The organism is Streptomyces sp. NPDC111744 (assembly GCF_055634995.1).
On sequence record NZ_JBVKCG010000024.1, the window covers coordinates 114503 to 128743 of the forward strand.

At 65.3% G+C, this 14241-nt stretch carries 1 protein-coding gene; it reads right to left on the bottom strand.

The genetic code is table 11. The features are described 5' to 3' along the window. Positions 1–141: 141 nt before the first annotated feature. A complete protein-coding gene (locus ACZ7OO_RS36375) occupies positions 142–14058 on the bottom strand; it encodes a protein-glutamine glutaminase family protein (protein WP_471511626.1) in 13917 nt (4638 codons plus the stop codon). Between the last annotated feature and the right edge of the window lie 183 nt (positions 14059–14241).

Below are 14241 nucleotides of genomic sequence, written 5' to 3' on the forward strand. Positions count from 1 at the left end.
GGCGTCTACGAGTGTCCATCGTCCTGGTGGGTCTGCCGTGAACTGTAGGTACAGAGGGCGGATCCGCGACCGCGCGGCCGCGGTGGAGGGGGAAGCGGTGGCGGCCTCGGTGGGTCGGTTGGCGCCGCCGGACAGTCCCGATCACTGGGAGTCGAACAGTTCGTGCGGGAACAGGCCGGAACTGAGACCGAGCCTGCTGAGCCCGTCGGCGTTATCGTGATCGCGCCAGTCACGGAGTGCTGAGCGCAATGACGTGGTGAAGCGGGAGTCTGCCTCGGCATGGTGCTCACTCGGCAGCACCTCCGATGTCGTCAGTGGTTGCTTGCCTTTCAGGCCGGGTGTGTTGGACCTCCGGTTGTGTTGGAGCGCGGCGGCGACAGCGACTCTGGCCACCGTGCGGGGATCGTGACCTTCACGGTCGAGCGAGATGCGGAGGTGTCCATCGAGGAACGGGCTGAGCAGGCCGTCGGCGTAGCCCATCAGACCGCTCACCTCGTTCTCCGGAAGCGCCAGGGCGTCGGCGAGTCGGCTCAGGACAACGTCTCCGTCGGTCAGGCGGATCGCCAGCAACGCGTCCTCGACCGCGGTCTCCAGTTCTGCTCGCGCCGGCAGTGAGAGATCCCTCGGTTCACCGACACCCTCGCGTGCTGGGGTGGCAGACGTGTCGTGACGGGCCGGGGCGGGTGTGGCGGTACCGGCCCGGCCCGCGTCGGCCTCGATCTCGTTCGCACGTACCCGCGGCGGATGAGGCTGCTCCTCCGTGCCCTGTGCGACCGGCGCGAGGTTCCGTTGGTCGCCGGCGGTGAGGGCGGCGGGAGTGTGCTCGGGTGCCTGGGCAGCGGCTGTGTCCCGTGGGGGAGCGGTGATGGAGATGGCGACCGCCTCGTCTGCCGCTGGGACGCCAGGTGTGGTGCGGGCAAGCTTGCTGGCCTTTGCGAGGGCTGCGATCTCTCTGATATCGGGCTGTTTCCTCGTCAGAGCTTCGCGGAGAAGCACGTCCAGGCGTTCGCCGAGTCCGTCGATCTGCATCTGATAGGCGGTTGGGTTACGGAGAGACGCGAAACTGCCTGCTGACTCGTCCGGAGCGGGGAGCAGGGCTGCTGTGATGTGTCGATGCGCCTGTTCGGGGAGCCGGCCCGCGCCGAGCGCTTTGCCGAGGTGCTGGGTGAGGCCACCGGACTGCGTTGCCCTGGCGAACACGGCATCGAGCTCGACCACGGACTTCGGCCCGACCAGCGTTGTCAGCCGCTTGACGTTGTCGAGTACGGCGCGGTCCGGTACCGGTCGGCTGGCCAGCATCATCGCGATCCTGTCAGAGAGGAACAGCACCTCCTGGTCCTGAGTCATCGCCTCACCGGGGACCTTGGTCCGCAGTTTGACGTCCTCCGGCGTGAGCAATTCGACTCGGAAACCGTGTCGTTCGCCAACGACTCGCAGGGCTGCTAGGTAATTCCGGTATCGCTTGACTGTGCTCGGCGATGAGTCCGGTGGGATCAGCCTGATGTGGTCGACATGGCGCAGGTGCATGTTTCCTACATAGGACTGTACTTCTATGTAATGATTTGACGCAGGATACTTGAGCCCCTTGTCGTAGCGGTAATTCGTGGCCTCGGCGAAAATCATTCGTACGGTATCCGAATAGCCGAAGAGCAGGAGTTGGGACAGATGGTTCGGGCCCGTGACGTTTCTTGATCCCTCCCATTCGTCGAAACTGTCTCTGGCGGTATGGCTAGATATCTCGCGAATGTATGACTTCAGTCTGATGACAGATTTTCCGTATGCGGGTGCCGCCCCCCCTATTTGGTGGGCGAACGAGAGTGCGGCATATTTCGGAAGGAATTTCACGTTCAGTTCGTATTTCGCGTCATTGCGGGGTGCGAAAAGCTGTGATGCCTCATGTGTGAGTGTGGATCGGGGATTGTCTTCCGGTCTTCTGTTGAGAGTTGCAGAAAATCCGAGCTTCTCCTCGGCTGCGCCCCGGTCCTGGAGGTAATGGGTATCGCGCGAAGCCAACTCCCAGGAATTACGATAGACGAATCCATTCGGATCAGAGACGATGTGCTCAAAGAGCGTCTTTCCTTTCAGGACCTTATCCAGGTCTATGTTCACAGTTACATCGGTCTGGTGGCGAAGGTAATCATGAGCGAGATCGACAATTTCCTCGATAGCCCTGCTGTCCTGCAAGGGGTAGCCAGCAGCCCAGGTCCATTCTCCGCTTGTCAGCCGGTTGATGACCTCAGCGCGTGTTTCGTTCTCTTTCAATGCAGAGAGCCGCTCGATCATCACCTGTGCGGTGATTTGTTCGGGCGTGAGATCCTTTCCGACCCATGAAGGCGTGCGACTGCCGGGCGAAGCGTCGATAGGTGTCAGAAGTCGACGTTTAAGATTGTCGAATATCCGTACGTCGTCCTCGGCGTTCGTGAGCCGCTGGTTGAGCAAGTGTTGAAGATCGGTAGCAGGTCCCTGCGGAGCCGCCGACAGGGTGGCGAGTTGCGCCCTTATGTCAGTCGGAGTCTGGCGGAATTTTGACTCGGTTATAGTTGTCGGGTTTTTCTGATTTTCCCCGGTCGTGCCTCCGGTTGCCGACAGGAGTAGCCTGGTGATAATCAAATCCCGGCCGCCCGGCACCATCCTCTGGGACGGCGCCGTGATGTCGTCAGCGTAAAAGAGCATCTGTCTGAAGCCTTCCCACATCGCATTTTCCATCTTGATGCCGTAGGTGGGGAACCAGTCTCCTCTACGGATCTGCTCCACGAGTGCGGGAGCACTGATGCCTGACTCGCGTCGCCAACGCCTGAGGAGTGCCACGACGTGAGTTGCTGTTGGTGTGTCTTGGCTCCAGAAGACATGAGAACGCAGACGGGACAGTGCCACATAAACATCTTTGGTCGCTGTTGCGTCCTTCTGACCTTCTGAGACTTTTTTGAGCCCCTCAAGGGGATCGGGTAGAGCCAACGCTTCGGCGATGACGCGGTCCAGGTGCTCGGGAACCGTTGGATTCCCATGCTGGGAGACTCCGTCGTGGACCCATGCTGTCAGCGGCATCTCGACCGGGGGCCTCTCCGGTTCCAGAATCGACGTGACCAGTTGCGATTCTCCCAGAACGGACCTGCGAGAGTAATCGCGATCTGTCGGCATATCGCTCCGGGGCGGGAGGAAGCGCTCGGTGATGAGCTTGAGGTAGGGTCCCGGTAGGGCTTGGGACAGTTTTTCATGGAGACCGGGATATTCTTCCCAGAATCCATTGAGGAATCCCCGCGGTGGAATATTTGGAATTAGGCTCGATAGTCGCTGCTGGAGTGACCGAGGTGATTCCGTTTCTTTGCGTGACTGAAGGGTGTGCAGCATGTCGCGAGCTGTAATGCGCCGCTCTGCGTAAAGGAGTTGCCAATAGAGTTCATAAGTTTTCGCCCGGACGCTGGATTCGGTTGCGAACCGATTGTCCTGGAGTGGACGTCTTGGATCCGGAAGCAGGTCGGCGGAATCATCCGTCAGGATGACCATAGATCTCGCCGGACTGTATTGCCCTCGATCGAGATACCAGGCGTGCGGGTTCAATCGCATATCTTCTACGAATCGAGAATGAATATTCGCGAGAGAGCCTTCGATGACGGGGATACGGTCGGATCCGCCCACCTCGGCAGACCACTGCTCCATGGTCATCGGACCGAAGAGCGGGTCAAGGATCACAACGTGGCGTTGGCCTTCCATCCACACGTTCAGAGCGATGGCCGCGTGCAGACTCTGTTGTACCGTACGGGGTTCGTCTTCTGTCGCACCGAATGATATCTGCGAGTCCCATTTCAACCCGTGGACGCCGCCCGTCATGAAAACCTTACGGGGAAGGACGCCCATGCGGCGAACTTCATTCGCCCACAGGTGGGCACGTAGATGGGCGCCTTCCTCTGGGTAGTAGCTGGTCAATGGGAAGCGGCCAAACCCCGGAATGTCCACAGAAGTGTTATCCAACCGGTCGTTTATCTCTTTCAGCTGCTCCCACGTCACTGATCCTGCCAGGACACGCCCCAACTGAAATTCTATGAGTTTCGCGTGCGCGGGGAACTTGTTGTGCAAATAGTTCCTCAGATCGCCGTTGAAGTGCTTGCGGAAAGAACCTGTGACCGCCCAGATACCGTATGGGTCGCGGTCGATTCGGCGCAGCAGCTCGACGACCATGCCGATCGGAGCATCGTGCAGGCTCTTGGCGTATTCGATTACTTCTTTGGCATCCCACGCCGAGCTTTCCCCTGTGCCTGTGATCTGGCGCAGGGTCAGGTCGGCGGAGGTGAGGCGAGGGGTGAGGCCCAGTCCACGAAGAACATCGATCACCGCCTCCTGAGGCATGGCGCCTCGCCCGGCTGCATCCGTCACGGCGGACATCAATGAGGACTGTTGGCCGGCCGAACTCCATGCGCGCTCCAGGGTTTCGGGCCTGTCGAGGTACGGAGTCAATTGGCGGAGCTGCAATTCGCTGAGCAATAGGTGGATGTCTATTTCAGGACCGGTGAGGAGCGACGCGATCTTCCGTGCGTAGGCGACATCGTCCGCCTGGGGCTGTACGGGACCCGGAGCAGAACGCGATCCGCTGCCGGCGTGGGAAGTTGTCGGTGGGGCCCCGCCGAGCACATGTCCGCCGAATCGTCCGGAGACGAGGTATTCGGCGATCAGGTTCGCTTGTCTGCTGAGCGGCTGAGTCCTCTTGTGCACTTCGGGCATGGCGTTGTACGCCCTGACGAAACCATTGATCAGTTCGGGCTTTGTCCAGTCAGCGAGTTGCCTGACGACCTGGTCGCGTAGCGAGTTGGCGCTCCTGGAGTCGCGTGCGGTGAAGTCCTCCCAGTCCGCGGGGACCTGGTGCGACCGCACGGTGTCCGTCCTCCGGGCTGCGGAGGCGAGAGGGGAAGGGCCTGTGTCGGGCGAGACGGGGGAGCGGCCCAAGGGGCTGCCGTCGGGGGTGATGTCTTCGATGGGCGTGGTGCTGGTCGCCACAGAGTCGTCGGATCGAGCCGACAGCTGGTCCGGTGCCTTGACTGGAGTGGGGATGGTGGGAGGTTTCGCCGGGTCCTCTCCGGCTGCGCTGTCCAATGAGGCTGGCTGAACGTCAGTCAGCCGGTCCTCCGGTGCGACGCCCGCGAGGCTTTCCGCGAGGCGGCGTGCCTTGTTGCGGGCTACGACCTCGTCGATGTTCACGTCCTGCGCCGTGATGGCTTGACGGAACGCCTCACGGGTCTGCCGGAGGTTCTCGGGTGTCCGTACCTGGTAGACCTTGGGGTCACGGAGAGTCTTGGTGATGGCCGGCCCCTGGGGATATTCGTTACCGGAGTCGGAACGGGTCAGAAGGCCGACAAGCTCCCGCCTGGCAGGAATGTCCCCTCGCGTGGCGTCTGCTGCGGATTCTCTCGTGGTGGTTTCGTACGGGCGAAGATTTCCGGTGTTTTCTTGAAGGAGAGCCGGGATGCCGAGGAGATTGTCGATTCCGGGGAATGCGTCGCTCGGATTGAACACGCTTCCAAAAATTTCGACCTGATGATCGGGCCCCGGGTGAGTGCCGACATGAGTATTGCCCAATGCGACCACGTATCGGCTGTCCGGCCTGTCCGCCTGGTCTGCGCGTATGAGCCCGGCCGTGTATGTGTTCAGCGTGGCCGCACGGTGGTATTCCGGTCTGTTGCGATCGTGTGCAGTAACCCTTGTGCGCGGCGTCCGGGCGGGTCGGCCGTCCACGCCGACGACACGTACGTTGTGCCGGCGGGCGGCTTCAAGAAGTGTGCGCAGTCCATTGCTCTCGATGTTCATGTCATGCAGACGGACATAAGTATCGAGGCGGTCAGGAATTGGCGCGTTGCGGTCGCCCAGGTACGCATCCAGATCGGCTTGATAGCTGTCTCCGCGAATGTTTTCAAGGTAGATCGTGTTGAGGCGCAGTCCTTCGATGTTTTCGACGAGGAAGGTCCATATCGCTGTGGCCGCGTGATTGCCGCCGATCGCCACGCCGTTGTAGGAGTCCAGCAGTTGGCTGACGACTCGAACGCGGTCGTCTCCGGAATCGAAGGCGGCCCGCACTTGCGCTGCGCGTGTGGCTTCTCTCAGTTCTGGCCGAGAATTTGTGTACTCCGTCAATGCGTGTCTGGCGGCCTGGCCGAGTATCCGGTCCCGCGCGTCCTGGAGCTCCCAGTACCTGCGCGTCTCCGGATCGCGGCGTCCCAAGTGCTCCAGCACCTCGGCATTTCCCAGGGGGGTGCCGGTCAAGCGCCGTCCCACTCGCGCGATGCTCCGGAAGAGGGGCTGGTCGGTCTCGGCGAGCGTCTGTGGGTCGAGCGCGGTCTGTACGCGCTCCTTCTGGGCGGCCGTGCGCGTTGCCTGAGGAAGTTCCTGCCATTGCGCAGCGGTCAGCCGATGTGTGGTCCGAGTGTCCTCGTAGCTCCAGCGGGGTCCACGGAGCCTGACCGCTGGGTACCGTGTGGGGTGGGAGTACAACGCCCCGTTCCGCCCGATCTCACCCAGAGCCCGGGTCAGTGGCGTCGGCAGAGTGCTCGCGTCCGGTTCGTGGGTCGGGTCTGCGTCCGGCTCCGTGTGATCCGCGAGCGGCGGGGTCGGGTCGTCGTTCGTGTGGCTGAGGGCCGCGTCGGGTTGGGGAGATGGATGATCGCCGTCCGTCGGCCGAGGGGCGTCCGTACTCTCCGTCTGAGCAGGCTTCGAGGTCAGGTCCGCAGGAGTCTGGTCGCTCGTGGTCTGGAGTCTGCTGCGCCCTGCCTGCGCCTCGGCCGCCAGTCGCTCCGCACGAGCGCTGTCCATCACCGGGAGGTCCGCCGAAGCCGTCTGCGGTGACTGCTCGCCGTGCTCCAGACGGCTCAGAGCCGTGGTCAGCTCCGTGTTGGAGAAGGGGGCGAGGAGTCTGGGTGCCAGTCGCCGAGCACGAGTAACCCGCATGGCCAGGCCGTCCAGGTCGCCCTCACCGTACGCAGGTTGCTTGCCGGCCCTCTTCGAACCGGGCGGGAGGGCCTGCGGATTCTCGCTGGACATGTGTCGAAACGCCTCTGAAATGTCGGCGTCACCGTCCAGACGATCTTGGCCGCTAGTCTCGGTGTCGTGCACAGTGTGAGGCGGGCGTGGCGGTGCGGCGGAGTCGTCCGTGGCGGTCCGGAGCAGAGGGTGGGGTGTGGAGCCCGAAGGCCGTGCGGCGGAAGGGTGTTCGGCAGTGGGAGCCGTGGGAGCGGTGGCGGCGCTCCAGAACAGGACGTGACCCTCGACGGAGGCGGGTCTGCCGTATGGACCGTGGTCGTCCTGGTGTTGCAATGTGAACACGACGCGCTGCCGTTGCAGGACCGCACCGGCGATCTTGACCTTGCCGGGTTCGGACAGGTCCAGGTTTCTCCCGGGTTCGGGGAGGGCCAGGTCCCTCGGGAGCGAGGCGATGGGAGTGACACGGCTCGGTACGCCTGGGGTCAGGGTGACCGGATTCGCCTGGTCGAAGGACAGCTCCTCGGAATTGAAGTGTGCCGTGTTTATAGGAAACGAGACGAGGGGTTTGTTGGTCAGGACGGACAGGTTCGGTGTGAAATCCCATTTGCGGGAGCGGAGCGTGTGGGTGCTGGACACGCCCGCCACGTCCACCGTCAGTTCGTCCTGGGCGGTCGTGCGGTGGTTCAGGGTCTCCGCCGGCCCGGTGGCGTGCATGGACACCGCGACCGAGGTGCCGGGAATCCGGTACGGGACGTCGGCGTTCTGGAGCCGGTGGAAGAGCGCCGACAGCGACTGCGCGGAGAATGTCTGGCGCAGCGCGAGCTGCTCTCGCAGGCCGAGGCCTTTCTCGCGATTCAGTGCGTCCAACTCGTTGGTCAGACGGGGGTCAGCCGTGTAGGTGCGCAGGAACTGGTCCGCGCGCTCGATGACCGCACCGGGCAGGGGCGAACTAACTGCCCACCAGGCGCCTCGGGCGACGCCGGTGAGTGCCGCGGACGAGTACCTTCCGAGCTGACCGAGGAGTCCGGGACCCCAACGGCGGCTGGTGGCCTGGACGTTCACGGCCGCAGCGAGAAGCCCGTTGACGTTGTCGAAGCCGACCAGGTCGTGAGCGCGGCGGAGCGGCGGCTGCCACTCGGGCGTCGGCCCGGCAGGGGACAGGCCTTGTTCGACGTCGGACGGGCGTCGGGAGGGGCCGGTTTCGACAGGTTCCGGTATATCCGGATACGGCCGGGGGCTCCCGATCTCGACGAGTGACTCCGGTACCCAGGCGGTGGCATCGACAGAGATGCCGCCCGTGTTCGGGCGCTGCAGATCCAGGAAGGGTCCGTTGTCGATGCGCTGGGTGACGATGACGTCGAGGTTGAGCCTGTTGGTGAACAAGTAACTCGCGGCACCGAATCCTGCGGTCTTGCTGCCCACGGTCGTGCTCGCGCCGGACTTGACCCCGACCTCCCGGCTGCGCTCCAGACTGAAGGTCCCACCGGCCCAGACGGCGTTGAAGTGCTCCAACGGGGGCTGTACCGCGCCGCGCCCGCCGGGTTCAACCGCCCCTTGCCATACGCTCTTCGACTCGTCCGCGACCTGTTGCTTGTCCAGAAACTCGCGGGTCATCGAGAGGTCCGAGCGGCTGCCGTCACTCCGCCAGGAATTGCCGGTGGCCCTGCGTACCAGTACCTCGGTGATGACATGTCCGCGGTGGGTGGTATGCACGAACCGCTCCACGATCCCGGATCCGGCGACGTCGTCGAAGCGGCCCGAGATGCTCTCGGCAGAGAACGCATTGGCGAACGGCAGCGCCTTGACCGGTACCGGGTCGTCGGGTTCGCCGCCCAACTGGCGGTGTATGTCATGAAGGATGGGGTCCGTGTTGAGGATCCTCACCACAGTGCCGCCTGTGATGCCCCTGTCGAGTAGAGTGGCTTGGAGCTGATCGGGGGCGCCGTCCGGGCGCGCGGTGGCGACGCTCCGGGTCACGTCCTCGTCGGAGAGCATGACGAGCACCTTGTACGTGTGGGGGATCGACGGGCCGATGTGCAGTGTCCCGTCCGCGTCGGTGATGCGTCCGACGACATCGACATCGACCGTCGCTTCGTACACATGCCCTGTTCCGGTGTGACTCACCGTGCGGGCGGTGGTCGTCTCCTGGGTGAGCATGTCGTTCCACTCCCCGTGACGTCCCACCTTGACCTTGATGCCACCGCGCTCCTGATGGTTCGTGACCAGCTGGCCCGTGGGGGTCGAAGGGTTGTCGGATGCCTCCACGCCCAGGTTGCCGTTGACCCAGTAGGACTTCTGGTCCCCGGCGGTGGTGGCGGTGGTCGACCGCACCTTCAGCTGCTGGGTGATGTCGGTGTAGGTCTGCCGGAACGTCCAGTCGCGAAATGGGCCGGTACGGACGGCCACCCCGACCGTCCTGCGGTTGCGGCCCGTGCCGACGTGCTGGTCAAGGGTGTTCGTCCAGCCGGAATGCGAGGCGGAGATCAGGCCGCGGAGTTGGGTCTCGCCGGTCAGTGCCCGGACGGCCTCGCCGAGATCGGGGACCTCTGTTCCAGGCGCCCGGTCCGCGTAGGCGTGGTCCAGGGCGCCTCTGACCTGGTCCCGGAACCCGTCGGCGTCGGTGACATGGGTGATCGCGTGCATCGTCGGCAGCTGGTCGAACCTGGGGGACGGCGGTGCCGGGAGGACTTCCGGGCGCCGCAACTCGACCCGTAGCCGCGCATCGCGCTCCGGATGGACTGTCGACCTCGGATGAGGGGTGGGGCCGTCCCACGCCACGAGGTCGGGCGCGCTGCTCTTCTCGTGCAGGGTGATCGAGTAGTGGTGCGTCACCTCATAGCCGAACACGTCCGCGGTTCCGTTGTGCACGAACCCGCGGGCGACCTGCGTTTCGGTATTGGCGATGTCCACACCGACCCTTGCGCCCGCAACACCGGCGCCGCCGGATGGATTCAATCGCGCGGTATCCGGCTCATTGAGGGCACGGCGAAAGCCCGGACCGATGTTGACTTCGTGCTTCGGCTCGTTGAGCAGCTTGTGCTCGTTGGTGACGTGCATGGTGACGGTGTTTTCCGCCGTGGACCGCACGACGCCCGCATGGGTGCCTTGCCCGAGCTCTGTCCGGATCCTCACCGTGGCTGTCCGGCCGGTCGGAGTGTCGAGGCCGAAGCTGTAGGTTCCGTCGAGGAGCCGACCGATGTTGCTGAGAAGGTGTGACTCCGAGAGGTGGTCCCGGAACATTTGCTGGTTCCTCAGGGCCTGTGGAGTGTTCCGAGCGTGGCCTTCGGTACCGGTGGGCGGCAGGATGCCCGGGGCCGCACGGCGCAGTTCCCCGGCGATGCCGGCCTCCAGGTCTCGCGAACCGGGGAAGTCGATGACGGTCGCGCGGTGGGAGATCAGCGGCGCGCGCAAGTCCCGGGGTGCGTCGGGGTGGGCGGGTGCGTCTGTGCGTTCCGGTTGGCTGTCGGCCTCCGGCATGTCGGTGGCGCGGCTGTCCAGGCTGCCCCGATCCGCCTCATGGCGGACGGGATCGGCGGTCTCGGGCGCGCGGTCGCGGAGGCCGAGGACACGGCCGCGCAAGGGTGGATATTCCTCTCCGCCTCTCGGAGCCGGCGCCTCTTCGTCCCTGGGAACTGGCCTCTGTACGGCCCTGAGCTCTGTCCTCCGTTTGTCGCTGATGACCGCGCGACTGATTCCGTGCCGGCCGCCGGCGTCCAGAGAGCTGTTCTGACGCAGCACCTCGACCCGGAAGGTCACATCTGTGCTGAGCACGTCGCCCGTACCCGTGTGCTCGACACTGGACTCCGCGGAGAAACTCTGATTGTCCCACTGCTCGTAGAGCCGGGTGGGGGTGTACGAGTAGCCGAGGGTGAAGGTGAACCAACTCGACTCCAGGTCCGGCGCGGCCGCCTGCCAGGTATTGAACGACACACCGCCCGAAGCACCCAGTTTCCAGCTGTGGAACTTCAAACGGCCGGTTCCGTTCTCGCTGCTCGTCTTGGTGCTGTGCGTCTGCTTCTCCGCGACGACGCCGTGAGGTTGGGTCGATCCCTGTGTCACGGTGAGGCGCAGCCAGGCGTGTCTCCCGTCGGTGAGGGTGAGCGTGGGGGAAATCAGACCCCCGTCCGCGGCCTGGTCGTACCGGGCGAGGACGTTCCTGGGGCTCAGGAAGTCACGGATGGCGTTGTGGGCGGTGCCGTCGAGAAGTCGCTCCTGAGGCAGTTCGCTGAACACCTCGCCAAGGACGTCGTCGAGCCCGTTGATCTCGAGGGGGCGGATCCTGGTGCGGTCGCCGGCCGGGGCGGTCGGGGTGCCATCGACGTGGGCTATCTCCGCAGTGACGTCGGCTGTGATGGGGTGGGCGTGCTCCGGCCGCTTGGGCAGGGGGTGGCCGCTCGGGCCCAGGATGACGGCGTCGTACTCGAAAGTGGCGACGTACCTGTGAGTGGGGCCGGTGAAGGCGGTCTTTGTGGTCGCCTCGGAGGCGGCCTTCAGCGAGGTACTGGTGAGGTGGGCGTAGCCACCGGCACGCCCGGACACCGTGATCAGGCCCAGCGGATTGCCGCTCGAGGTCGGATCGATCAAGGTGAGTTCATGGTCTTTGAGCCGGCTGGCCTTGGTGCTCACGGTGAGCGTCTGGGTGCCGGGAGCCGCGACCTTGGCCGTGGCGGCTCTTTCGAACCCGGCGCCGTTGTTCGCGGTCGGCGTCGCGTGCGACGGGCGCCACTCCCGCGGACGGGCAGTGAGTTTCACCTCGTACTTGGTTGTGCCGACCTGCAGCGGGAAGGACCAGCCTCCGTTGACCATCTGGTCGTGTCGTGCACGGAACGTGGCCGGGTCCAGTGCCGCATCCAAGCCCATGGTGACCTGCCGATGGTCCCGGACATTCAGCGGCAGGTTGGCCAGCACGCGCCGACGCAGATCTTCGGGACCCGGTGCCTCGATGATTTTGGCTCCGACCAGCGACTGCCGGTCGGGTTCCAGTAGCGGATGCCCGGCCTCGCCGACCGTCGGCCCGGTCGGCGCAACGGGATCCGGCACGGGGAGAACGATCTGCTCGTCGTCCTGAGACCGCGGGTGCGGGGCGATGGAGCCGTCGTCGGAGCCGGGGGCGCGGGGACCGGTCTCCGGTTCGGGGCGCGGGTCGGTTTCTTTGTGGCCCGACTCGTCGTCGACGACGGGCGGTTCGTGCGGAGCTATGGGCGAGTCGGTTCTCACAAGCCTCGGCGCGGGGTGGGTTTCCGGCGCGGTGCCGTCAGTCGAATCCTGCGTCGTCTTCGGTTCCGGGAACGACATCGCCGGTGGTTGATAGGTCCGAGGCTGCTTGGTGAGGGTCGGGACGGGAACCGTGAGGGGCTGGCGGTCCGACAGCGTGTGGTCGGTCGACCGGTCGTGCGAGGCGGGGTCTCGCGGCTCGTCCTCTGCCGCGTCGCTGTCGAGCGGTTCTGGGTCGCCGGCCGGCGGCTGCGGGCGCGATGCGTCGGAAGGCTCCAGGTGCGGTTCGGACCGCGGGGACAGGTGCGAAGCCGGAAACACGCCCTTGGATCGTTCTTCCCACCCGGCAAGTCGATCGTCGAAGTAGTCGATGGGCGGGACATCGGTGGGCGCAGACCTGAACGTGTCCGTAGATGTTGCCTGGAGGTCCTCCCACGCATGCAGCAGCCGATCGACCGTGCCGGGCGGTACTGGCGTTGCCACGACCCCAGGCTCCGGGACGCGCGGCGGCGTCGCCTGTCCGGGCGGTGTCTCCGTGCGAGGTGCAGGGTCCGGTTCGGGAGACGGTGTTTGCGTGCGGGGTGAGGAAGAGGGCGCCGGCATGGCGGTGTCCTGGGACGCCGGCGTGTGTGGTCGGGGAGAGCCTGGGGCGTCTTCGGGAGGGGTGGAGGAAGGGTCGGCTGTGGATCTGATGGTGTCTGTGCGAGACCCGCCGGACGTCGCTGCGGGGGCGAGGGCAGATGAAGGCCCGGCCTCTGCTTCGGGGGTGGACTGGTCGGGGTCGGTGAAGTTGTCGGTGTGGTGGGTGGTGCCGCCGAGCATGCGGGCGGGGCGGCCGGTGAGGAGGAGTTCGGCTGCCCTGCGGGCGACGGTGACGGTGTTGCGCTGGCTGTCGAGGGTTTCTTCCGCCTGGCGGGCGACCTCGGTGATGGCTTTGCCGAGGTCGCTTCCGTAGCCGAGTCCGTTGTTGCGGACGATCTCGGCGACTTCTTTGATTGCCTTGGCGATTGCGGGGTTGTGGGTGGCGGCCGTGGCGGCTGCCGCGTCCATGGTGCTGCTGAGTTTGGCTTGGTCGGGGAGGGGTGGGCGGAGCCGTCCGATCAGTTCGTTGTAGGTGGTGACGGCGATGAATGTGTCGCGGGTGGGGTCGGTGGGGGTAGGGGTCGGTGGGGTGTCCGGGGTGGGGCTGGTGTCGGCCCCGGGCAGGCGTGTCTCGAAGCCGGGCAGGCCACCGCCGTCGCTGGTGAGGTGGTTGTCGCTGGGGTGGTGGACCGCTGGTGTGGCGCCTGCGCCGTCGGCGGTCGTGGTCGTGGTTGTTCTGGTGGTGGTGAGGGCGGGTTGTGGTCCGCTGGTGGTGCGGAGGTCGGGGCGTGCTGCGGCTCCGGTGGTGTTGTTCGTGCCGGAGCTCGTTGTGGTGCGGGGGGCTGGTGCGCCCGTGCTGGCGGTGGCGGCCGTCGTGCCTGTTGTGGTGGTGGCTGTGGTCGGGGTGGTGGTGCGGTGCAGGACTGTGTCGAAGTCGCCCTGGGTGGTGGTGACGGGGTGGGTGTTCAGGGAGGCGCCCGGCCAGTCGTGTTGGGCTGTGGTGTCCGAGGTGGTGGTGGGGATGGTGGTGCGTACCACGTCGTCCAAGTCGCTTTGGGTGACGGTGACGGGCCGGGTCTCCAGCGAGGCGCCCGGCCAGCCGCCTTCCTCGGAGGTGAGATGCCCGGTGTCCACCGGCCTGGTGGTGTGTCTCGTGGTGGTGGTGCGGGTGGCCGTCGTGGTGGTGTGGTTGCGGGCGGTGTTGAGGTCGTTGCTGGCACTCGCGCTCGCGCCGGCGGTGGTTGCGCGCACGATGGTGTCCTTGAGCGTGTTCAGGCCCAGCGAGGCCTTCTCGGCCATCTCGGGGGACAGCCCCGCCCGGGCGCCCGACCCGTCGCGGGCGGCGCCGGTGCGGGAACCTCCGGCGCTTTCTCCCGTACTCCTGCCGCTGCCACGGCCTGCGGTGGCGCCTGCCGTGCCGGCGCTCCCGGAACTCCCGGTCGCGCCGTCGGCATCGTCGCTGTCATCACTGTCGTGGAGGGC